Consider the following 22,128-nt stretch of genomic DNA (forward strand, 5'->3'; position numbering starts at 1 on the left):
GGCATCGGCCGGATCGGCCTGCCCACCCGGCCGGCGCCGGCGGTCTTCCCGGTCAACTACACCGTGGACGCCCGCACGATCGTCTACCACACGTCGGCGCACGGCACTTCGGCCCCGGCCGACGGCTCGCCCGTCTCGTTCCAGGTGGACCACATCGACGAGAGCCTCAGCCGGGGCTGGAGCGTGCTGATCCTCGGCCGGGCCCAGTACGTCGAGGACCCCGACGAGATCGCCCGGCTCAAGGAGCTGCCGGGGAGCACCCCCTGGGCCGGCGGCGGCCGCGACCTGTGGGTGCGCGTCCGCCCGGACGAGACCAACGGCCGCCGGATCACCTCCGGATAGGGCCGCCACGCCGCTGCCACCGACCGGGAGGCGATCCGGTCGTGCCCGGTCCGGGCGGCTGCGGTAGCGTCCTCGGCCCATGGGAACCCGTACAGAGCCCGAGATGATCGCCGTCCCCCCGGGCCGGGCCGTCCTGTCGGACCGGCGGACACGGCGTAGCTGGGAGGTCGGGCTCGCGCCCTACCTGCTCACGCCCCACCCGGTCACCCAGGCGCTCTACACCGAGGTCACCGGGCTGCGTCCGAGCGCCGCCCAGGGGGCCGGGTTACCCGTCGAGAGCGTCTCCTGGGGGGACGCCGTCCGGTTCTGCAACGCGCTGTCGCGGCGCGACGGGTACGCCCCGGTCTACCGGTTGCGGGCCGACGGCTTCCGGGCCGACGGCGAGGACGTCGAGTGGGACGCCGCCGCAAACGGGTACCGGCTGCCGACCGAGGCCGAGTGGGAATACGCCTGCCGCGCCGGCACCACCGGGCCGCGGTACGGCCCGCTCGACGAAGTCGCCTGGTACCGGGGGAACTCGGACGAGCGGATCCGGGAGGTGGGCGGCAGGCGGCCCAATCCGTGGGGCTTCCACGACATGCTCGGCAACGTCTGGGAGTGGTGCTGGGACGTCTACGACGCCGAGGTCTACGGCACCTACCGGGTGCTGCGCGGCGGCGGCTGGTTCGACGAGCACTGGAGCTGCCGGGCCTCCGTGCGACGCCGCAGCCACCCGACCTTCCGGGTCGACGACGTAGGGTTCCGGATCGCGCGCTCGGTGCTGCGCTGACCGCCCGGTGACGCCGCCGGGGGCCGGCCGCGGGGCCGGGGACGCAGGTCGGGGGAGGGGCGGTGACGGCCGGGGCGGGCGGTGGCCGGGACAATGGTGGCGACAATCCCCCGGAAGTACAGAGAAAGCGAACCCCCCACATGGATCTCGGCGTGCGCTGGAAGCTGCACGGTGACGGGCGTACGCCCGCACCGGGAGCGGTCGTCGCTCCGGACGAACGGCTCTCCTGGCCCCGGACGGCGGGGCTCGGCGCCCAGCACGTGGTGGCCATGTTCGGTGCGAGCTTCGTGGCCCCCGTGCTGATGGGGCTCGACCCCAATCTGGCGATCATGATGTCGGGCGTCTCGACCGTCATCTTCCTGCTGGCGACCCGCGGTCGGGTGCCCAGCTACCTCGGCTGCTCGCTGTCCTTCGTCGGCGTGGCCGCGGTGATCAGGGCGCAGGGCGGTACCAGCGCGACGGTCACCGGCGCGGTGTTCGTGGTGGGCGGGGCGCTGTTCCTGGTGGGCCTCGCCGTCCAGCGGTTCGGGGCGCGGATCATCCACGCCGCGATGCCGCCGATCGTCACCGGCGCCGTCGTCATGCTGATCGGCTTCAACCTCGCGCCCGTCACCGCCTCGACGTACTGGCCCCAGGACCAGTGGACGGCGCTGCTGGTGATGCTGTTCACCGGGCTGGCCGTGGTCTGCCTGCGCGGGTTCTGGTCGCGCGTGGCGATCTTCCTCGGGCTGGTCTTCGGGTACGGGATCTCCTGGCTGTTCGACCGGGTCTTCGGGCGGATCCACTCGGCGGACGCGAGCGGGCACCTGACGGACCACTGGCGCCTGGACCTCTCTGGCGTCGGCCGGGCGGACTGGGTCGGCCTGCCCGACTTCCACGGCCCGACCTTCCAGTGGTCGGCGATCCTGGTGGCGCTGCCCGTGGTGATCGCGCTGGTCGCGGAGAACGCGGGGCACGTCAAGGCGGTGGGCGAGATGACCGGCCGGAACCTGGACGACAAGCTGGGTACCGCGATCTCCGCGGACGGCGTCGGCTCGATGCTCTCCACCGTGCTCGGCGGCCCGCCGAACACCACGTACTCGGAGAACATCGGCGTCATGGCCGCCACCCGCGTCTACTCCACCGCCGCCTACTGGGCCGCGGCCGGCTTCGCGCTGCTGTTCGGCATCTGCCCGAAGTTCGGCGCCGTGGTGGCCGCGATCCCCGGTGGGGTGCTCGGCGGCATCACCGTCATCCTGTACGGCATGATCGGGCTGCTCGGCGCGCAGATCTGGACCAACGCGGGGGTGGACCTGCGCAATCCGCTGAACCTGGTGCCGGCCGCCGCGGGCATCATCATCGGCATCGGCAACGTCACCATGAAGTTCACCGACACCTTCAGCCTGAGCGGCATCGCGCTGGGCACCCTGGTCGTCATCACCGGCTACCACGTGCTGCGGGCGCTGGCCCCCGCACACCTGAAGACCCAGGAGCCGCTGCTGGACGAGGGCACCTCGTCCTACGACGCGGGCGCCGGGGATGGGGGCGGGGCTCTGCCGCACACCCGGTAGCGGGCCGGCCACTGCGGCGCGCCCGCGCGGACGGGCGCGCCGCAGTGGCCCCGGCAGGCGGCGGACCTGCCCGAAAGGGCCACGACCGGCCGGACCGCTTGGACAACGCTCCGTCAGGTGGTCAGATGGTCGGATCGCTCCATGCGTCCGGGCCGCCCCCACGGCCGGACGGCCTCCGTTCTCCGCCACTCATCCACCCGGGAGAGGCATGTCCCTTCTGTCCCAGCACCGCAAGACCGCCGTCGGCGCCGCGGCCCTCACCGTGCTCGCGCTCTCCTGCGGCTCGGCCGCCGCCAGCAGCCCGGCCGCCGCGGCGGGCAAGGTCCTCTGGACCCCGAGCACCGCCAAGGGCCCGTCCTCGTTCACCGGAGTCCAGTGCGCGGCGGGCAACTTCGGCGTCGTCAAGGACGCGGCGAAGGGCAGTGTGTGGCGGGCCTTCCAGGCCGCGGGCGAGGAGCGCTGCGAGACGCTCGGCCCCGACCTGAAGGAGGGGGACACCTTCTACCTCGGCTGGTCGTCCAAGGTGGACATCAAGGACGCGAACAGCCGGTACGTCTTCCAGCTGAAGTGCTCGCCGAGCACCGGCACCGCGAACCACCCGATCGAGATCGACGCGACGACCGGACGGATCCGCCTCCAGGAGTGGGACACCAAGCACGTCGCGCACCAGCTGTGGACCGCGCCGACCACCAACGACCAGTGGCACTCCTACGCGCTGAAGATCCGTCTCGGCCGCACCGACGGCACCATCGACTTCTGGTTCGACGGCGTGAAGCAGACGTTCACCACCGGCTCGGGCACCTTCAAGGGCACCACCTGGGACGGCACCCGCAACTACCTGAAGTGGGGCTCCTACCACCCGTCCTCGGGGGACGCCACGAACACCTTCACCAGCCCGGTCATGGCGACCACGCTGGAGGCGGCCACCGTGGGTTCGTGAGGACCCGGTGGTCCGGACCCGGGCGGCAGCAGGCCTGCCGCCCGGGCCCGGACCGTCACAGCCGCTCGGGGACGGGGTTGCCGACCGCCTCGATGGCGCGGCGGAGCGGGACCTTCGTCAGCAGGGCGAAGCCGATCACGAAGAACACCAGCAGCGAGATGATCGCCGAGCGGTAGCTGCCGGTGATCTGGTAGGCGAGGCCGAAGACCAGCGGGCCCATCCAGCTGGTGCCGCGGTCGCTGACCTTGTAGAGGCTGAAGTACTCCGCCTCCCGGCCCGCCGGTATGAGGTGGGAGAACAGCGAGCGGGAGAGTGCCTGGCTGCCGCCGAGCACCAGGCCGATCATGCACGCCAGGACGAAGAACCAGGCGGGCTGGTGGGCGGGCATGACGTATCCGAGGGCGAGGGTGACCACCCAGCCGACCAGCGAGCCGAGGACGGTCCGCTTGGCACCGTACCGGCGGGCGATCCGGCCGAGCAGCAGCGCGCCGCCGATCGCGACGATCTGGACCAGGAGCACGGCGGCGACCAATGAGGTCTGGTCCATGCCGAGCTCCTCGCTGCCGTAGAGCGAGGCCTGGGAGACGACGGTCTGGATGCCGTCGTTGTAGCAGAGGAAGGCGCCCAGGTAGAGCAGGGTGAGCGGGTGCTCGCGCATGCCGCGCAGCGTGCGGGCGAGTTCGCGCAGGCTCCCGGCGGTGGGCCGGTCGTCGGGTGCGGCCGCGGCGCGCTCGGGCGCCGCGCCGGCCCGGGACGGCAGCCGCAGCATCGGGACGATGGTGAACAGCGCCCACCACAGGCCGGCCGAGGCCAGGCAGATCCGCACGGCGGTGCCGGAGGACAGGCCGAGCGCGTCGTGGCCCTCGAACAGCGCGAGGTTGGCGACCAGCAGCAGGCCGCCGCCGGCGTACCCGTACGCCCAGCCCTTGGAGGAGACGGTGTCGCGTTCGTCGGGGGTGGCCAGGGCCGGCAGGTAGGCGTAGGAGAGCGCGACCGACACCGCGTACGCGATGTTGGCGACCACCAGCAGCGCGCCGCCGAGCAGGTAGCGGTCGCCGTCGAGGAAGAACATCCCCATCGTGGCGACCGCGCCGACGTAGGCGGCGCCGCACATCAGCTCCTTGTGCCGCCCGGTGCGGTCCGCGACCGTCCCGGTCAGCAGCATCGCCGCCACCGAGATCAGCACGGAGAAGGAGACCGTGTAGGGGAAGAACGATCCGGCGCGGATCGAGAGGCCGAGCGGGTGCACGTCGCCGGCCGCGTCGGCGGCGTTCTTGGCCACCGAGGTCAGGTACGGCCCGAGGAACACCGTCAGGACGGTGGCCGAGAAGGCGGCGTTCGCCCAGTCGTTGATGTACCAGCCGAACTGCATCCGGCGCAGGGCCCGGTCGTCGGTGGTGACCGCCTGGCGGTCCGGAAGGTGGGCCGTGGTGCTCATGAGGCTCCTGTCACCGTGCTGGAGCCGGTGCTGCCGTCGGTCCAGCAGCCGCGCTCGCCGAGGACGTCCCGCAGGACGTCGATGCGATCGGCCATGATGCCATCCACCCCGAGGTCGAGGAGAGCCCCGATCCGTGTGGGGTCGTCCACCGTCCAGACGTGCACCGGCAGGCCGAGCCGGTGGGCGGCGCGGACGAAGGCGCGGTCGACGACCGGCACGCCCCGGTGCCGCTCCGGCACCTGCGCGCACACCCCGGCGAACGGCGCCCCGGGGCCCCGCAGCAGCGGCCCGGCCAGCGAGCGCAGCCGCAGCCGGGCCACCTCGCGGGGGCCGAGCGAGGTGGCCAGCCGGGGGCCGGCGGCGGCGCGGACGGCCGAGAGGCGGCTGTCGGAGAAGCCGCCGACGCAGACCCGGTCCCAGGAGTTCGTCCGGCGGACCGCTCCGACCAGCGGTCCGACGGCCGGCATCGCCTTGACGTCGACGTTGAAGCGGGCCTCCGGGAACGCGCCGAGCAGGTCCTCCAGCAGCGGTACCGGTTCGGTGCCGCCGATCCGGGCCTGCCTGACGGTCTCCCAGGGCAGGTCGGCCACCGCGCCGGTGCGGTCGGTGACGCGGTCCAGGCGGGAGTCGTGGAAGGCCACCAGGACGCCGTCGGCGGTGGCGTGCACATCCGTTTCGAGGTAGCGGTACCCGAGGGCCACGGCGGCCTCGAAGGCCGCGAGCGAGTTCTCCGGACGGCCGAGGTCACCGCCCCGGTGTGCGAAGGCCAGCGGCCCCGGCTGGTCGAGGAAGGGGTGCATGTCGTGCTCCGAGCTCGCTGGGAGGGGCCCGTCGGTCCGGCGCCGCCGGCGCTCGGGCCCGTGCGCGTTACAGTATTACGCACCCTGTCAAGCAGTAATGCCCGCTGGCGTGGTGGGCAGGCCGGTATCGCTCAGCCGCGCACCCGGCGGGCCCGGAGGTACTCGCGGCCGAGCAGGCGGAGGGCGGCGGGCCTGGGCGGTGCGGCCGAACGGCGCAGCAGGGCTGGGACGTCGGCGCGGGCGGCGGCGCTGGTCAGTTCGTCCAGGCCGATCATGCAGCGGACCATCGGCCGGTGGGCGGGCGGGACGAGGGCGACCAGGGCGGGGCCCTCGGCGAGGGCGCGGTCGACCAGGTCGAGCTGTTCGGTGACCAGCGCCCGGACGGCCGGGAGGTTCTCGCCCCGCTCCAGATCGGCGCGGGTCACCCCGTGCCGGGCCAGGGTCAGCTCGGGGATCGTCAGACGGCCGTCGGCGAGGTCCTCGGCGAGGTCGCTGACGAAGTCCAGCCGCTGGCCGGCGTCGATGAAGGTGCGGCAGGCGCGGCGGTAGGCGGTCTGGTCACCGTCCGGGCCGAGCAGGGTGGCGACGACCATGAACGCGGGCAACGAGTAGGCGTCCAGGTAGCGCTGGTAGTCGGCCTCGGTGGCGAAGCCGGTGAAGTCGAGGTCGGCGACGGCTCCGGCGAGGTGCTCCAGCGCGCGGTCGCGCAGGGCGGGGTGCGCGGCGACGGTGTTCAGCAGCGGCCGCAGCTCGGGGTCGTCGGTCCGGCCGGCGGCGAGGCTGTCGGCGACCTCCCGTTCCCAGCGCGCGTACGCCGCCTTCCGGCCGTCCAGCGGGCCGCTGTCGAGCAGGGTGTCGGTGCGGTGCATGTAGGCGGTGGCCGCGATGACGTGCGGCACGAGCCGGGCGGGCAGCAGGAGTCGGGCGGCCAGGACGGCCTCCGGCTTGTACCGCGTCACCTGCCGGCGCTGTCGGCCGTAGTCCTCGCGCAGCCCGGGGTCGGTCACCCCGGCCGCGTCCAGTGCCCTGTCCCAGCCGCCCACGTGTCGCCCTCTTCCTTGATCGCCGACCCGCCGAGCCTAGAGGGTTCCGGCACCCGGGGCCCGCGGCAGGGAGCGGCTCGCTACGGCGCGGAAGCCGGGGTGCGCCGAAGCCGCCGGCTTCGAGGCCGGACGGGGACGCAAGATCCTGGTGAGCCCATCACGCCGAATGCCGGCCCCGTTCTGACCGCCTGGAAGCCCCGGAGGCCCCGGAGGGCCCGTCAGACCGCGTGGTCCACGGCGCTGGGTCCGCCCCGGGGGAAGGCAGGGTCAGCACGGCCTACGGCCCGACCCGCCGACCGGTTCACCTGCCCGGGAAAGTGGTTTGTCGGGTGCGGCGTCCGGTGGGTAGCGTCGCCGTCCATGAGGCAGACCCCGATCCTGCGCACCGAGCGGCTGCTCCTCGACCGCTACGTCCCCGAGGACGAGGAGGCCTTCGTGGCCCTGTTCCAGGACGCGCGGGTGTCGCGGTGGATGGGCGACGGCCCCGCCTCCGAGGAGGAGGACCGGGCCCTGTTCGGGCGGATCTTCACCAAGGTCTACGCGCAGGACCTCTTCGACGTCTGGGCCGTCCGCCGGGACGGCGCGTTGATCGGGCACGCCGAGATCAAGCCGACCGACGCGGTCGGGGGCCACGAGATCGTCTACGCGCTGGCTCCGGCGGCGTGGGGGTCCGGCCTGGGTACGGAGTTGGCCCGGGCCCTCGTGGGCCACGGCTTCGGCACCCTCGGGCTGCCCGAGGTGCACGCCACGGTGGCCGCGCCGAACAGCGCCTCGCTGACCCTGCTGACCAGGATCGGCTTCGCACACGTCCGGGACATCCAGGAGGACGACGGCAGCACCACCCGCGTGCTGACCGCCCGCCCGGCTGTCGGACCGGAGTCCGGCCGCCGGTGAGGCCGGACGGGCCGCTGTACCGTCGAATAACACTTGGGAGCCCCGCGCCTCCCGCGCGTAGGGTGCCCCGGTGGAGATCACCTACCGACGTTCCCTGCCCGACCGGCCCGCCGAGACGGACGCGCTGGTCGCCTTCCTCGGCGGCCACGAGTGGCCGTTCCACAGCACCGCCCGGGTCCACGCCGACCAGGCTCGCCGGTGGGTGGCGGACGGCCTGTTCGACGGTCCGCGGACCCGGACGTTCTGGATCACCGCCGACGGCCGGGACGTCGGCCTGATCCGCCTGGAGGACCTGGGCGACGAGACCCCGGTGTTCGACCTGAGGCTCGCCGCACCGCACCGCGGTCAGGGTCTCGGCAGCCGGGCACTGGACTGGCTGACGCGCTATCTGTTCGACGAGTTCCCGCAGGTGAACCGTGTCGAGGGAACCACCCGCCGGGACAACCTGGCCATGCGTCGCACGTTCCTGCGCTGCGGCTACGTCAAGGAGGCGCACTACCGGGAGGCCTGGCCCGCGGGCGACGGCCCGGCTCACGACAGCGTCGGGTACGCCGTCCTGCGCCGTGACTGGCTCGCGGGCACCGCCACACCGGTGCGGTGGGACGACGAACCGGACCTCACCCGCCCGCGGTCATGACCGGCCCCCCGGCTGAAGCCGTCGGAGCGTCAACTCAGTGGTGAGATGGGCGCATTGCCATCGAATGCGAACGCGAGGGCGGCTCGGGGGTGCACGCGCCCGGCCTGCCCCCGGCGGTCTTCTGGCGGCTCGACGTCCGTCCGCTGTCGGTCACCGAACTGTCCGGGCGCGCGGGGCGGTGGAACCTGCGCTGCGGCCGGGACCTCGGGTAGGGCCGGGCGCCGACGGCGGGCCGGCCCGGGGCGCGGCTCACATGTGGGCGCTGATCCGGCCGCCGGTGCTGAGCACGATGTACACGCCGTTGGCGACGGCGCCGTCGTCCTGCTGGTTGGCCTCCAGGGTGCCGACCTCCTCGTTCCCCATGCCGAGGATCTGCGCGCGGTAGTGCAGCTCGCCGACCTTGGTGACCTTCGCCGTCCAGCCGCCCGCGAGCTTGAAGGTGCCCGGCCCCTGCTGCGCGCCGCCCATCCAGGAGTGGACCTGGCCGTCCATCGAGAGCACGACGAACATGTCGTTGGCGTCCAGCCCGGTGTCGCTGTTGTTCGTCTCCAGCGTGGCCAGGACCGAGCCGCGGCTGACGATCTTGGCGCGGTAGTTCTGGTTGCCTAGGTCCTGGATCTCGGCGGTGCTGCCGTCCACCAGGGTCTGGGTGTGGCCGGGCGACGTCGCCTTGGGCGGTACGGCCGACGGGGTGGTCGGGCGCGCGGTGGGCGTGGCGGTCGGCTTCGCGGTGCCGGGCGCGGTGCCGGGCGCGGTGCTCGGTGCGGTGCTCGGCGCGGCGGTGCCGGTCGAGCCGGGGGTACCGGTCGGTGCGGGCGTCCCGGTCGCGCCGGGCGCCCCCGTCGCGGCAGTGGTCGGCGCGGCGGTGCCGGCGGCGGTACCGGGGGAGGAGGAGCAGGCCGTCGCGGCGGACACCAGCACGGCGGTGGTCAGGACCGTGCCGGCCAGCGAGCGGACGGCGGACGCGCGGCGGGTCGTCTTGAGGGACATGCGGGTTCTCCCGTGCAAGTAAGGGTGAGGACGGGCACGTTGTCCGCCCCCTCCCTGGTGGGGGCCGGGCTGCGGCGGTGCTGTGCGTGATCGAAGGTAGTACGAACAGTCGACGGAATGGATCATTCCGTGTCACCGGACTGCTACGGGCGCCGCCCGCCCGGTGCTGCTGGTCCGGTCGGGCGAGCCACCGTGTCGGCGTCGTTGACGGTGCATCGGCCATCCCGTACGACTGCCCAAGATGCCCGATTGACCTTGTATGTGACGATCAGTCATCCTTCGGTAATCCATCAGATGATGACATTCGAGCGATGCGCCGGTGCCGGTGCCGTCGCGGGCGGCAGCTGCCCGGTCCCGAACGGCATCCTCGACCCCCACGGGACGGACACCGTCGCGATCGCGGTGTGGAACCTCGACGGCTCCACCGGCGGGCTCGGCGAGGTCGCCCTCACCGCCTACGGCAGCTACGCCTCCTCGCCCGCCGTCCGGCAGAACGACAGCCCCCGCTACGACAGCGGGCGCTACGAGCCCTGACCCGTGCCACCCGAGCCCCGCGGGCGCGGTGGACGGTGCCCGGCGCCGCCCACCGCGTCCCCTCGGCCGTGACCACTCAGAGCGGCCCGCCGTCCGCGCGCGGTACGCGCGGGCCGCGAAACGGCAGCGTCCGGCTCAGGACGAGGTTGGTGGTCGTGCTTCCCAGCTGGGCCAGCGCGTCCACGACCTCTTCCAGATGGCCCATCGACGTGGTCGCCACCTTCAGGACGTAGCAGTCGTCCCCGGTGGTGCGCAGGCACTCCAGGATCTCCGGACGCTCGCCGACCAGCCGGCGCAGCGGCTCGTGCCGCGTCCCCGGCCCCGGGTACTTCAGCCGGACGACCGCCAGCACCGGATGCCCCGTCCGCTCCAGGTCCACCTCGGCGCGGTAGCCGGTGATCACCCCGGCCGTCTCCAGTCGCCGGACCCGTTCCGTCGTCGCCGACGCGCTCAGGTTCACCCGGCGGGCCAGCTCCGTGAAGGGCAGCCGGCCGTCCTGCTGGAGCTCGGTCAGGATGGCCCAGTCCGTCGCGTCGAGAGTCTCGGTCATCCGCTCAGATTACCGGTGAATCCACGGCCGGAGCTCCCCTGAACAGGCAGGAATCCCTTCTGACGGCCGGTCCGGCCTGGCTAGCCTGTGCGGTGTGAAGATCGGAATCAACGTCCCCAACTTCGGCCCGGGCACCGACCCGGGAGTCCTGCGCGACTGGGCCCGGACGGTGGAAGACCTGGGCTTCGACCTGCTGATGGTCTCGGACCACGTGGCCATCACGCCCGATGTCGCCGAGCGCTACCCCGCCCCCTTCTACGAGCCGTTCACCACGCTGTCCTGGCTGGCCGGTGTCACCGGCCGGGTCCGGCTCGGCACGACCGTCCTCATCGCCCCGTACCGGCACCCGCTGCTCGTCGCCCGGATGGCGGCCAACCTGAACGAGCTGAGCGGCGGCCGGCTGGTCCTCGGCGTGGGGGTGGGCTGGGCCCGGCAGGAGTTCGCGGCCCTCGGGGTCCCGTTCGAGCGGCGGGGGCGGCTGACCGACGCCCACCTGGCGGACCTCAGGGCGGCCTGGGCGGACACCGCCTCCTACGGGACCGCGCGCATCCCGCTCTGGGTCGGCGGCAACAGCGAGGCGGGCCTGCGCCGCGCGGTGCGGTTCGCGGACGCCTGGCACCCGCTGCGCTGCACCCTGCCGATGCTGCGCGGATCCGTGGCCTGGCTGGGGGAGCTCGCCGCCGAAGAGCGGCGCCCCGTCCCCGACTTCGCCCCCCGGATCGCGCTCCGGCTCACCGCGGAGCCGGTCACCGGACCGGAGCGGCTCGCCGGCGAGGGCACGATCGAACAGGTCATGGCCGACCTCGACCGGCTCCGGCTGCTGGGCGCCGACACCGTCGTCCTCGACCCCTACCACGGCGACCCGCGCGAGACCCGCCGTCCGCAGGCGGCCTGGCAGGCACTCGCCACCGTAGCCGCGCACATCCAGCCCCCTCTCACCCCTACGGAGCAGTCATGACCGTCCCCGACGACCACACCCTCCTCCGGCGGGCGATCGCGCTCGCGGCCGAGGCCCGCGCGAGCGGCAACCCGCCGTTCGGATCGCTGCTGGCCGGCCCGGACGGCGCGGTGCTCGCGGAGGAGCGGAACACGACCCGCACCGAGCGGGACATCACCGCGCACCCCGAACTGAAGCTGGCACGCTGGGCCGCACGGGAGTTGGACGCGGCCACGGCGGCGGCGACCACGATGTACACCAGCTGCCAGCCGTGTTCCATGTGCGAGGCGGCCGTCCAGCAGGCGGGGCTGCGGCGGGTCGTGTTCGCCCTGTCGAACGATCAGCTCCTGGGCATCCGGCCGGGCAGCGGCCGGCCGCCCGTCCCGCAGGAGGGCCCGGCCCTGTACGACGAGGTGCGGGCGGTGGTCGCGGGCTACTACCACTGACCGTCAGGACCGCGGCCCGGCGGCCCTGGTGGGCCCGGGCCGGTGTCCCAGGGCGGTGCGGGCCCGGGTGGTGCACTGGTCCCGGGACACAGGCAGGACCACGGCCTCATGCCCTCGCCCCGGCGGATTCCTACCGTGGGAGCACGCGGTGGGGTGCTCGGCCCGGGAGACCGGAGAGCGCCCCGCGCGGAGCGGGCCGGGAGCCTTCCGGTCCGTCGCTTCTTCAGCGAACTACGGGAGGTCCCAGATGAGTTGGAACCAATTCACGCTCTCCTCGGCCGGCAGCGCGTCGGTGTCGAGCAGGGTCGCCGCGGTCTCCCGGATCCCCGGGAGCATGGAGCTCTGGTGGGTCGCCCAGGACGGCTCGGTCCAGGGCGCGTACTGGTACGACGGGTCGCCGTGGCGGCGCTACGAGCTGGCGCCGGCCGGCAGCGCCTCCGTCAACGGCGGCATCGCGGCCGTCTCCCGGATCCCCGGGAGCATGGAGGTCTTCTTCGTCGGCGCCAACGGGTCGGTGCAGGACCGGTACTGGTACGAGGGCGCGGCCTGGCAGGGCTTCGAGCTGTCGGGCCCCGGCAGCGCCGCCCCCACCGGCGGGATCGCGGCGGTGTCGCGGATCCCGGGCAGCATGGAGGTCTTCTTCGTCGGCGCCAACGGCTCCGTCCAGGACCGGTACTGGTACGAGGGCGCGGCCTGGCAGGGCTTCGAGCTGTCGGGCCCCGGCAGCGCCGCCCCCACCGGCGGGATCGCGGCGGTGTCGCGGATCCCGGGCAGCATGGAGGTCTTCTTCGTCGGCGCCAACGGGTCGGTGCAGGACCGGTACTGGTACGAGGGCGCCGCTTGGCAGGGCTTCGAGCTGTCGGGCCCCGGCAGCGCCGCCCCCACCGGCGGCGTCGCGGCGGTGTCGCGGATCCCCGGGAGCATGGAGGTCTTCTTCGTCGGCGCCAACGGGTCGGTGCAGGACCGGTACTGGTACGAGGGCGCCGCCTGGCAGGGCTTCGAGCTCTCGGGCCCCGGCAGCGCCTCCACCCACACCGGCATCGCGGCGGTCTCGCGGATCCCCGGGAGCATGGAGGTGTGGTTCGTCGGCGCCAACGGCTCGGTGCAGGACCGGTACTGGTACGAGGGAGCCACCTGGCAGGGCTTCGAGCCGGCCCCGGCCGGCAGCGCCTCGATCACCAGCGGGGTCGCGGCCGTCTCGCGGATCCCCGGGAGCATGGAGCTGTGGTTCGTCGGCGGCGACGCCTCCGTCCGGGACCACTTCTGGTACGACACGTCGAGCAAGAACTTCGACCAGGACGTCACGACCGACATCGCCGTCGGAGGCTCGGCGCACGTCGTGATGCGGCAGGACGGGTTCTACTCGTTCACCACGCACGCCCACGACAGCGGCTTCGACAACATCGACTACACCATCTCGGCCGCCGTCATGACGCCGGACGGCACGGTGTTCACCTTCCAGCACTCCGGCCACACCGAGGGGACCGTCGCCGGACTGCCCTTCGGCACCCCGGACCGCAACGACGACTTCACCTTCGTCGGCAACAACCCGCAGATCACCGCCAAGTGGGACGGCATCCTCAACGGCACCTTCAAGGCCACCCTGGACGGCACCGACACCCTCGCGGCCGGCGTCACGGGAGCCCTGGGCGACCTGGTGAAGGCGATCGTCTCCGCGGCGGGCAAGGCCGCGGCCGAGGCGGTGATCAAGCTCGTCGCCTGAGTGTCCCGACCGCCCCGACCCGGCGGCGCCGGCCCGGCTCCCGAGGGGGGAGCCGGGCCCGTGCCCCGCGTTCCGCGCCCCGGTGCCTTCCGCTCAGCGCCGGACGGCGGACGCCCCTCCGGCGGCGTCGACCACGAGCAGCGTGCCCACCCGTCTGGCGGCGGCCGCCCGCTGGGCGGCGGGCAGATCGGTGCCGGTGACCAGGACGTCGACCTGGTCCAGGGTGCCGAAGACGGCCAGCCCGCCGCTGCTCCACCTGGAGCGGTCGGCGACGAGCACCACCCGGCGGGCGGCGTGCAGGAAGGCCCGCTGGGTGGCCGCCTCGGTGAGGTCGGCGAGGGTCAGGTCGCCCCGGCGGGTGATCCCGCGGCAGTCGAGGAGGAGCAGGTCCAGCCGGGTCGAGCGGACGGCCTGGTCGGCGATCGGGCCCACCAGGGCGCCGGAGGCCGTCCGGAGGCCGCCGGTGAGCGTGACGGCGGCGGTCGGGGCCACCCCGGGCGGACCGGCGGGGTGGGTGAAGACCCGGGCGATCCGGAGGGAGTTGGTGACGACCGCCAGGTGGTCCACGGCGGTCAGGTGCCGGGCGACGGCGTAGGTCGCCGGGCCGGCGCCGAGGCCGACGACGTCGCCCGGCCGGACCAGCGCGGCGGCGGCCCGGGCGATCACGTCGAGGTTCGGCAGCGGCCCGGTGTCCGGCGGAACCCGGCGTCCGCCCCCGCCCCGGGCGGCCTCGGAGCGGACGGCTCCACCGCGGGTCCGGTGCAGCAGGCCCTGCTCGGCGAGCGCGCACAGGTCACGCCGGACGGTGGCGGCGGAGACGCCGAACTCGTGGGCGAGCTGGTCGGTGACGGCGGTGCCGTGCTCCCGCACACTGGTGTGGATCAGCCGGCGGCGCTGTTCCGCCAGGAGGGTCGCCGGTGGCCGGGTGTCCTGAATCATGTCGTGGGCCTCCTGGTGCACGCGTGGCGGTGGGCACCGCCGTCGTCCTCGCCGGTGTGCGGACGCCGGTCCGGCTCCGGCCCCGCAGGCTGCCGCCCGCGGGGCCGGAGCCCCGGCGGACCAGGCCTAGTTGACGGACCAGATCTGCCGGGTCGACCCGGTGTCCGGCTGCTGGGTCACCAGGGCGCCGTTGGCGGTGCCGGCGGTGGTGAGGAGCAGGCCGCTCGCCTTCGAGGCGACGGTGTAGCCGCCGCTCACCGGGGTGAGGATCCAGCGCTGGTTGGTCGCGCCCGTGCAGGCCCACTGGATGATCGGGTTGCCGGCCGCGGTGGAGCCGCCGCTGTCGTCCAGGCAGAGCGCGGACTCGCGGTTGGTGAGCCGGTAGCTGCCGTCGGACTGCCGGGCGAAGGTCCAGCTCTGGTTGGTGCCGCCGTTGGCGGTCCAGGTGACGAGCTGGGTGCCCTGGGTCTTGGAGTGGTCGGGGACGTCGAGCGCCTTGCCTCCGGTGGTGAGCGTGTGGATCCCGTCGAGTGAGCCGCCGGTGTCACCGGTGGCGGTCAGGGTCAGCACCTGGTCGGCCGCGGTGGCGCCGCCGCCGACGGGGTTGCCGGTGGTGTCGGTCCAGCTGCGGGTGGGCGTGGTGCCGGTCAGCGCGCCGGCGGCGGACGTCATGCCGAGCACCAGTCCGCTGTAGCGGTTGACCAGCCGGAAGGCGCCGGTCGACGCGCCCGCGGCGGTCTTGCCGGGGATGACGAACCACTGCTGGCCGACGGCGGGCCCGCCCGGTCCGGCCGCGGTGACGGTCGGCGCCGTCCCCCAGGCGCGGTCGGCCTTGCCGGTGGAGCCGACGCCCAGCAGGCCGCCGGTGGCGGAGTTGACGACCCGGTAGGCGCCGTCGCCGGTGGGGGCGAAGCTCCACGACTCCAGGCCCGATCCGCCGGCGGCGGCCGTCGAGGTGGTCGCCTGGCTGCCGGAGACCTGGGCGAGCACCCGGCCGGTCCCGTTGGCGATCCGGTAGGTCTTGGCCGGGTCGACGGGCGCGGGCGCGGGGGACGAGGAGGTGATGCCGAGGTTGACGTACTCGCCGGAGGCGCCCGCCGAGCAGCCGAACGCGCAGTAGGCACGGAAGTTCTTGCCGACGATCGTCGAGTTCGTCCGGTTCGCGCTGTCGACGAACCAGCGGTACCACGAGGCGGTGTGGTAACTGCCGGTGTCGCCGATCGGGAACCACTTCTGGGTCGCGAGGTCGTCGGTCGCGTAGAGGTACTGCGGTGAGGTGCCGTCCTGGTTGACCGCCTGGGGCTCACCGATGTACAGGCCGAGGTAGGCGTTGTAGGTGATGTCCATGACGAAGAGCGGCGAGGTCGGCGGCATCTTCCCGGCGGCGATCTGCTGGGCCGCGGTGCCGGTGTTCGCCGGGTCGTACTCCTTGGCGACGGGGGTGTACCCCGTGCTGCCGGCCGCGTCGACCGGGACCATGTTGCTCTCCCGGCCGCCGACGCCGGGCTGCGACCACGCGCCGTCGTACCACTTCTGCCAGGAGCCGGGCGCCATCTTGGCGGACATCGGCGCCCGGGCGACGTGTTCGTAGAACGCCTTCCAGCTGCCGCCCTTGTCGACGATCCGCGAGCCGTAGTAGACGTAGAAGTAGCCGGAGGCGGTGTCCACGAAGAGCCGCGGGTCACCGTCGCCGTAGTCGTAGGTCTGGTTCGGGAAGGCGGCGGTGTCACCGCGTACGGTGCTGTACGGCGAGGTGATGACGTGGTTCCTGATGGTCCACGTCCGGCCCTGGTCGGTCGAGACCGTGTAGTCGATCGCGTCGAAGTGCAGGCCGTCCCCGAAGGGCTGCGGGGTGAACTCGTTGTGCACCAGGCCGTACCAGTCCCCGGTGTCCGGGTCGACCCAGACCCCGGTGAGGTCGCAGTAGTTCTTCTGGGCGTAGCCGGAGCCGCTCGGCGCGAAGCTCGACTCCCGGCCGGTGGGGCTGTTGTTGCAGCGCCAGGTCGTGTTGTTGTTCGCGTCCTGCGGGTTGGCGGGGTTCACCGCGTCGCTGATCGCGGCGGACCTGGTGGCGGAGTCGAAGTCCGCGCCGGTGAAGAACTCCCACTCACGCGGGTCGGTGGCCCCGTACAGCGCCGCGGACTGCTGGAAGTAGAAGGTGCCGTCCTTGTCGGTGTACGGGGCCGCCGTGGTGTCGGTCGGGGTGGGGTAGCGGCCGGTGGAGCCGACGCTGACGGTGTAGCCGGTGACGGCGGGGGCCGCCGACGCGGGTGGGGCCGCGAGGGCGCCGCCGGCCAGGGTGAGGGTGGCGGCCGTGAGGGTGGCCACGAGGGTTCTGGGAAGGGATGGCACGAGCACTCCTTCGGGGGTGGGGGCGTACTGCGGTGCGCGGACCCGGGGTCGGTCCGCGGCCGCGGCGGCCACGGTGGGAGGGCCGCCGCGGCTCCGCCCCGCCGGGGCGGGGCGGAGGTCGGGGGGTCAGGTCTGCGACATCCGGAAGTCGTAGACCGGCGGGACCGGCGTCCCGGGGTGGACGGCGAGCCAGAGGGTGTCCAGTGAGTCCTCGCCCTCGCGCATGTTGTCGACCTGGATGCCCTCGGCGAGCAGCCGGCGCACCCGGTCCTGGTCGCCCAGGGCGTGCGCCGCCCTCGCCTCGGCGAGGCGGATCCGGCCGTGCCGGCGGGCGCTCCCGGTCAGGCCCTCGACGACGGCCAGGGCCTGCCGGTGGCGGCCGGCCGCGGCCAGGGCGTCGAGGAACTCGACGGTGAGCTCCAGGAGGTCCGGGCGCAGCCGGACCGCCTGGGCCAGCAGGTCGGCCGACTCCTCGGGGGAGTCGGTGAGGAACGCCAGGGCGCGCAGCGCCCACGGGGTCGGCCGTTCGGCGACGGAGCGCTTCCAGGCGGTGCGGGCGGCGTCGTCCTCGCCCTCGGACAGGTACACGAGAGCGAGCTGGTGGAGCACGTGCCAGTCCGGCTCGGCGGCCTCCAGCCGTTCGCGCCAGTGGCCTCCGGTGACCGGGGCGGCCGGCGGGTCGCAGAGCGGCAGCCGGCCGGTGGCCAGCAGCTCGGCCCACGGCCGCTGTTCGGCCCGCGCGTCACCGAACGGCCGGGCGGCCGAGGCGGGCACGGCGCCGGCCGCGATCTCCAGCGCTCCCCAGCCGGACCCCTCGCCGAGCAGTTCCGTCGGTTCGCCGAACTCCGCCACCCGGGACAGCGCGTCCTCCAGGCGGCCGGGCGGGACGAGGGCGGCCAGCGCGGCCGCGGCGGCCGAGCGGGCCGTCCCCCAGTCGCCGTGCGCGGCGGCCGGGTCGACTTCCAGCAGCCCGTAGGCCTCGACCCAGGACCAGCTCTCGCCGGCCGGCATCGGCAGGTGCTCCAGCTGGGTCCTGGCCAGGCCGGCCTGGATCTCCAGGTAGGGCGCGTCGGGACCGGAGAGCCACTCCTGCCAGTGCGCGCCGCCGGTGGCGGTGCCCCAGTGGAAGAGCTTGCGGCCGCGCAGCCGGTCGGTGGAGGCCTGCACCAGGCCGGCGCCGGTGCCGTCCAGGGCGGTGATCCACCGGCGCTCGGCGTCCGGGATGTCCAGGAAGTAGTCCGCCGCGCGGGGCAGCCGGCCGGGGTAGCTGCGGTCAGCCCCGTCGTACGCGGGGAACGGGACGTGCCGCAGGTCGGCGGTGTAGTCGAAGTGGAAGGCGTGGTCGGCGGGGCCGACCACCCTGGTTTGCCCGGTCTCGGGGACGGCGATGTTGGACCACCAGTAGACCGGGACCTCGGCGTCGTTCGGGTTCTGGACGGAGACGTGGACGTACAGCACCGGCGAGCCGGCCGGCAGCCAGGCGTCGATCTGCAGCACCAGCCGCCGCAGCCGTTCGAACTCGTACATCCGCAGCACCGGCGTGCCGTCCGCGGTGGTGGTCCGGACGGCGTGCAGCGGCTCGCAGGTGAGCGGCCAGTGCCCGGTGGTGCCGAGGTTCCACTCCACCCCGCCGGCGATCCAGGCGTCCCGCAGGGCGAGGTTGGCGGGCTGCAGGACGGGGTTGCGGTGCAGCAGTTCGCGGCCGGAGGGGCGGTGCACCAGGGACCAGAGCCGGCCGCCGTAGCCGGGCAGGAAGGTGGCGGTGAGGTGCTCGTTCTCCAGGACGACGGTGGGCAGTTCACGCGTGGTGCGGGAGCGGTCGTAGCGGTCCTGCCGGGTGTAGGGCAGCAGGGTGTGCGGGCGGCCGTAGCCGAGGTTGCGGCGCATCTCGGGGTCGGTGGCCCCGGCGTCGTCGGCGGTGCGGGCGGGCAGTCCGCGCAGGATCGGGAGGCAGCCGGCGGCCGGGTCGGCCGCGCCCTCGATCCGCAGCAGGCCGGTGCGCAGGGTGGAGGTCATTTGCCGATCCCCACCGTCATGCCCTGGATGATCCGGGTGCCCAGCCAGGAGAAGAGGGCGAGCATCGGTGCGAGGATGAGGCAGACGCCGGCGAACATGGTCCCCCAGTCCATTCCGTTGAGCTGCTCGGTGGCGACGAAGTTCGCCAGCGCGACCGGCAGCGTGATCTTGTCCTCGCCGTGGTTGAGCACCAGGGCGAAGAGGGTCTCGTTCCAGGCCCCGATGACCTGGAGCAGGAAGGCGGTGATGAGTCCGCCCCGGGCGACCGGGACGATCACCTGGAGGAAGGTCCGCAGCGGCCCGGCCCCGTCGAGGGTGGCGGCCTCCTCCAGGACGGCCGGGACCCCGCTGAAGAAGCCGGTCAGCAGGTAGACGGTGAACGGCATCGCCAGGCCCACGTAGACCAGGCCGAGGCCGAGCAGGCTGTCCGTCAGGTTCACCTGGGCCAGGCCGATGAAGAGCGGCACGACCAGGACCTGCCCGGGGACGCCGAGTCCCATGGCGAAGGTCATGGTCAGCGCCGAGGAGGTGCGGGTGCGGCGCCGCGCCAGCATGTAGGCGGCGGGTGCGGCCAGGGCGACGGCCGCCACCGAGGAGAGCGCGGCGACGAGCACGCTGTTGAGCGCGGCCCGGCCGAAGCCGCCGTCGTCCAGCGCGCGCCCGTAGTTGTCCGGGTGCGGGTCGGTGGGCAGGCCGAAGGGGTGGGCGAAGATGTCGGTGCTGCCGCGCAGCGAGGTCAGGAAGACCCACAGGATGAGCAGCAGGTCGACGGCGACGACGACCCACACCACGCCTCTGGCGATCCGCATCGCAGGCCCCGCGGCTCTGTGCTTGGTACGCACGGGAGTTGCCTTTCTGAGGGGGTCAGTATTCGACGGCGGCGCGGCGCATCAGCCGGCGCAGCGCCAGCGTGATCACCCCGACCATCACCAGGCTGACCAGGGCGGCGGCGGTGGCCATGCCGAGCTGCGGCGCCGAGGTCTGCGGGAACGCCTCGGCGTAGACGTACATCGCGGTGTTCCAGGTGTCGACCGGGGGCTGGCTGGAGTTGCTGCCGCCGTACATCAGGATCAGTTCGAAGATCTTCACCGAGCTGACCGTCCAGAGCACGGCGCAGACCGAGATCACGTCCCAGGCGAGCGGCAGGGTGATGTGCCGGAACCGGCGGAAGGCGCTGGCGCCGTCCAACTCGGCCGCCTCGTAGAGGTATTCGGGGATCTGGTCGACCGCCGCCATGATGATCGCGGTGTAGTAGCCGGTGGCCGTCCAGACCAGGGTGGCGACGATCATCGGGAAGAGGTTGTCGGTGGCGAGCCACTTGGGCGGGGTCGCGGTGCCGAGCCAGTGCAGCACGGTGTTGACCGGCCCGTCGGGGGAGAACAGGAAGCCGGCCGCGATGCCGAACACCATCGCGTTCACCAGGCACGGGAAGAAGAGCACCGAGCGGGCGAACAGCCGGGCCCGCATCTCGCGCAGGACCAGGGTGAGCGCCAGGCTGATCGCGAAGGTGATCGCGCCGCCGACGAAGAGGATCTCCAACGTGTTGACCAGGGAGGTCCGGAACGCCGCGTCCTCGAAGAGGATCCGGTAGTTCCGCAGGCCGCGCCAGTGCTTGGCGCCCATGCCGTCCCACTTGTAGAGGCTGGTCCAGGCGGCGTAGCCGATCGGGACCAGGAACAGCACGCCGTAGACGAGCAGCGCGGGACCGACGAACGGCCAGAAGATGCGCCGGTGCTGGCGTTCCAGCGGTGAGGTGCCGGCGTTCACCGGCTGCGCGCGCCCGCCGCCGCGCACGGCGGGCGGGTCCTGGAGTGCGGTGGCCATCGTCGCCTCAGCCCTGGCTCTTCCAGAAGGAGGCCTGGTCGGACTTCATCTTCGCGACGAACTGCTCGGCGGAGGTCTTGCCGTGCCAGAGGTCGAGGAAGTTCTGGTTGAAGACCTTGGTGGGGTAGTCGCCGGCCACGCCGTCGTAGGTGAGGCGGACGGGCGCGGCGTCCAGCGCCTTCTGGATGTCGGTGAGCGCGGCCGGGGCGGGGATGTCGGAGCGCGGCGTGATGTTCCCGGCCTCGGTGGAGATCCCGGCGAGGGTCTTCTTCTGCAGGAAGTAGGCGATGAACCTCTTGGCCGCGGCGGAGTGCTCGGCCTTCTTCGGTATCGCGAAGCCGAACATCATCGAGTCCGCGTTGACGGCGCCGGGCGGCAGCATCGCGCCCATCTTCCAGTCCGCGGGGAGCTGCTTGGCCACCTCGTCGGTGACCCAGCTGCCGTCCGGGTAGAACGCGGCCTTGCCGGCGGCCCAGTTGGTCTCCTGGGCGGGGAACTTGGTGGCGTCGTAGCCGCTGATCAGGTGGCCGCCCTTCACCAGTTGCTCGGTCTGCCTGGCGGCGGTGAGCACGGCCGGGGCGTCCCAGCTCGCGCCGGACGGGTCGGAGCTCAGCGCGCTGAAGCCGACCCCGCCGGCGGACAGCAGGTAGTCCAGGATCAGGCCGTTCTCCCAAGCGAGTTCACCGTCGGAGGCCAGACAGGCCCGGCCCCTGGCCTTGAGCGCGTCGCAGACCTTGAGGAAGTCGGCCCAGCTCGCCGGCGGGCTCGGCATGGCGGCGGCGAGGTCGGGGTCGGCCGTGTTGTAGAAGAGGGCGCCCGAGGAGATCTCGTACGGGATCACGTAGTGGTTCCTGCCGTCCGGGTCCTTGGGCAGGGCGTCCAGGTACTTCGCGGGGACGACGTCGGACACCTTCCTGCCCTCGCCGGGCACCTCCATGCCGAGGACGTCGGACAGGTCGAGCGCCTGGCCGGCCTGGGCGGTCGCCCCGTAGACGCCGTCGGCGCCCTGGTCCCACAGGTCGGGGGCCTGGTTGGTGGCGATCGCCGGGCCGATCTTCTTCTTGACGTCGCGTCCGGCCCAGGTGATGTCGACCTTGATGCCGGTGTCGGTCTGGAACTGGTCGATCGCCGCCTTGATCACCTTGGCCTGGGCCTCGTCGGCCCGCCACATCGACCAGTAGGCGAAGCTGCCGGACGAGCCGCCGGCCGTGCTCTCGGAGCCGCTGCCGCAGGCGGTGGCGGTCAGGGCCAGCACCGCCACGGTGGCGGTGCCGAGGACCCGGGTGGTGGTCGAGGTTCTGCCCATCGTGTGATTCCTCTCCAGGGGACAAGCGGTGGAGGGGGCCTGGGGGGAAGGCCGCACCCTCGGGCTTGTTAGTTCGGCTAGTGTCTGAACTAAGGTGG

21 protein-coding genes and 1 pseudogene are annotated in these 22,128 nt (G+C 73.2%); 11 read left to right on the plus strand and 11 right to left on the minus strand.

Going from position 1 to position 22,128, the window contains the following annotated elements; genetic code table 11:
- The 4 genes from ABZ497_RS26580 to ABZ497_RS26595 form a co-directional block, all read left to right on the plus strand.
- A partial coding sequence (locus ABZ497_RS26580) for a pyridoxamine 5'-phosphate oxidase family protein (protein ID WP_359808791.1) occupies positions 1-342 on the plus strand: 342 nt, incomplete at its 5' end.
- A gap of 79 nt (positions 343-421) precedes the next feature.
- Positions 422-1,111: an SUMF1/EgtB/PvdO family nonheme iron enzyme gene (locus ABZ497_RS26585; protein WP_359808793.1), complete on the plus strand. Its 690-nt coding sequence runs from the start codon at positions 422-424 to the stop codon at positions 1,109-1,111.
- Between the two features lie 140 nt (positions 1,112-1,251).
- A complete protein-coding gene (locus tag ABZ497_RS26590) occupies positions 1,252-2,661 on the plus strand; it encodes a solute carrier family 23 protein (protein ID WP_359808795.1) in 1,410 nt (469 codons plus the stop codon).
- A 208-nt stretch (positions 2,662-2,869) separates the two neighbouring features.
- Complete coding sequence (locus ABZ497_RS26595; protein WP_359808797.1) at positions 2,870-3,601, plus strand: heparin lyase I family protein; 732 nt, start codon at positions 2,870-2,872, stop codon at positions 3,599-3,601.
- A gap of 55 nt (positions 3,602-3,656) precedes the next feature.
- Here ABZ497_RS26595 and ABZ497_RS26600 read toward each other — a convergent pair whose 3' ends face one another.
- From ABZ497_RS26600 to ABZ497_RS26610, 3 genes are all read right to left on the minus strand, one after another.
- Positions 3,657-5,039: an MFS transporter gene (locus tag ABZ497_RS26600; protein ID WP_359808799.1), complete on the minus strand. Its 1,383-nt coding sequence runs from the start codon at positions 5,037-5,039 to the stop codon at positions 3,657-3,659.
- A complete protein-coding gene (locus ABZ497_RS26605) occupies positions 5,036-5,839 on the minus strand; it encodes a glycerophosphodiester phosphodiesterase (RefSeq protein WP_329485539.1) in 804 nt (267 codons plus the stop codon). Before ABZ497_RS26605 ends, ABZ497_RS26600 begins: the two co-directional genes overlap by 4 nt.
- A 131-nt stretch (positions 5,840-5,970) precedes the next feature.
- Positions 5,971-6,882, minus strand: coding sequence for a squalene/phytoene synthase family protein (locus ABZ497_RS26610; protein WP_359808801.1), 912 nt, complete (start codon positions 6,880-6,882; stop codon positions 5,971-5,973).
- Positions 6,883-7,242: 360 nt separating this feature from the next.
- Between ABZ497_RS26610 and ABZ497_RS26615 the strand changes: the two genes are divergently transcribed.
- The 3 genes and pseudogenes from ABZ497_RS26615 to ABZ497_RS26625 all read left to right on the plus strand — a co-directional run.
- Entirely contained in the window at positions 7,243-7,776 is a 534-nt protein-coding gene (locus tag ABZ497_RS26615) for a GNAT family N-acetyltransferase (RefSeq protein ID WP_329485537.1), read from the plus strand.
- Positions 7,777-7,846: 70 nt separating this feature from the next.
- The gene (locus ABZ497_RS26620) at positions 7,847-8,413 is read left to right on the plus strand and encodes a GNAT family protein (protein WP_359808803.1); all 567 of its coding nucleotides are present in this window, start codon (positions 7,847-7,849) and stop codon (positions 8,411-8,413) included.
- 83 nt (positions 8,414-8,496) lie between these two features.
- Positions 8,497-8,625: pseudogene (locus ABZ497_RS26625) on the plus strand (histidine phosphatase family protein); the annotation flags it as partial.
- A gap of 37 nt (positions 8,626-8,662) precedes the next feature.
- Here ABZ497_RS26625 and ABZ497_RS26630 read toward each other — a convergent pair.
- Positions 8,663-9,403 (minus strand): hypothetical protein, encoded by a 741-nt coding sequence (locus ABZ497_RS26630; RefSeq protein WP_359808804.1) that lies wholly within the window; start codon positions 9,401-9,403, stop codon positions 8,663-8,665.
- Between the two features lie 297 nt (positions 9,404-9,700).
- Between ABZ497_RS26630 and ABZ497_RS26635 the strand changes: the two genes are divergently transcribed.
- Positions 9,701-9,937 carry a hypothetical protein gene (locus ABZ497_RS26635; protein ID WP_359808806.1) on the plus strand — a complete coding sequence of 79 codons (237 nt, stop codon included), beginning with the start codon at positions 9,701-9,703 and terminating at the stop codon, positions 9,935-9,937.
- Between the two features lie 76 nt (positions 9,938-10,013).
- On the opposite strand, the gene ABZ497_RS26640 is transcribed toward ABZ497_RS26635, so the two are convergent.
- Positions 10,014-10,487: an Lrp/AsnC family transcriptional regulator gene (locus ABZ497_RS26640; RefSeq protein ID WP_329485529.1), complete on the minus strand. Its 474-nt coding sequence runs from the start codon at positions 10,485-10,487 to the stop codon at positions 10,014-10,016.
- A 94-nt stretch (positions 10,488-10,581) separates the two neighbouring features.
- Here ABZ497_RS26640 and ABZ497_RS26645 point away from each other — a divergent pair, with 94 nt between their 5' ends.
- The 3 genes from ABZ497_RS26645 (at position 10,582) to ABZ497_RS26655 (ending at position 13,593) form a co-directional block, all read left to right on the plus strand.
- The gene (locus ABZ497_RS26645; protein WP_359808808.1) at positions 10,582-11,445 is read left to right on the plus strand and encodes an LLM class flavin-dependent oxidoreductase; all 864 of its coding nucleotides are present in this window, start codon (positions 10,582-10,584) and stop codon (positions 11,443-11,445) included.
- A complete protein-coding gene (locus ABZ497_RS26650) occupies positions 11,442-11,870 on the plus strand; it encodes a nucleoside deaminase (protein WP_329485527.1) in 429 nt (142 codons plus the stop codon). The genes ABZ497_RS26645 and ABZ497_RS26650 overlap by 4 nt, the downstream gene beginning before the upstream one ends.
- A 247-nt stretch (positions 11,871-12,117) precedes the next feature.
- Positions 12,118-13,593: a hypothetical protein gene (locus tag ABZ497_RS26655; protein ID WP_359808810.1), complete on the plus strand. Its 1,476-nt coding sequence runs from the start codon at positions 12,118-12,120 to the stop codon at positions 13,591-13,593.
- 93 nt (positions 13,594-13,686) lie between these two features.
- On the opposite strand, the gene ABZ497_RS26660 is transcribed toward ABZ497_RS26655, so the two are convergent.
- The 6 genes from ABZ497_RS26660 to ABZ497_RS26685 all read right to left on the minus strand — a co-directional run bounded on the left by ABZ497_RS26660 (position 13,687) and on the right by ABZ497_RS26685 (position 22,030).
- A complete protein-coding gene (locus ABZ497_RS26660; protein WP_359808812.1) occupies positions 13,687-14,532 on the minus strand; it encodes a DeoR/GlpR family DNA-binding transcription regulator in 846 nt (281 codons plus the stop codon).
- 126 nt (positions 14,533-14,658) lie between these two features.
- A complete protein-coding gene (locus ABZ497_RS26665; protein WP_359808814.1) occupies positions 14,659-16,884 on the minus strand; it encodes an RICIN domain-containing protein in 2,226 nt (741 codons plus the stop codon).
- A gap of 126 nt (positions 16,885-17,010) precedes the next feature.
- Positions 17,011-18,900: a DUF5107 domain-containing protein gene (locus tag ABZ497_RS26670; RefSeq protein WP_359808815.1), complete on the minus strand. Its 1,890-nt coding sequence runs from the start codon at positions 18,898-18,900 to the stop codon at positions 17,011-17,013.
- Entirely contained in the window at positions 18,897-19,709 is an 813-nt protein-coding gene (locus ABZ497_RS26675) for a carbohydrate ABC transporter permease (RefSeq protein ID WP_352286517.1), read from the minus strand. Before ABZ497_RS26675 ends, ABZ497_RS26670 begins: the two co-directional genes overlap by 4 nt.
- A gap of 55 nt (positions 19,710-19,764) precedes the next feature.
- Positions 19,765-20,724: a sugar ABC transporter permease gene (locus ABZ497_RS26680; RefSeq protein ID WP_359808817.1), complete on the minus strand. Its 960-nt coding sequence runs from the start codon at positions 20,722-20,724 to the stop codon at positions 19,765-19,767.
- Positions 20,725-20,731: 7 nt separating this feature from the next.
- Entirely contained in the window at positions 20,732-22,030 is a 1,299-nt protein-coding gene (locus ABZ497_RS26685; RefSeq protein ID WP_359808818.1) for an extracellular solute-binding protein, read from the minus strand.
- Positions 22,031-22,128: the final 98 nt, after the last annotated feature.

The sequence above is a fragment of the Kitasatospora sp. NPDC005751 genome (genome assembly GCF_040630835.1).
Taxonomy (GTDB): Bacteria; Actinomycetota; Actinomycetes; order Streptomycetales; family Streptomycetaceae; genus Kitasatospora.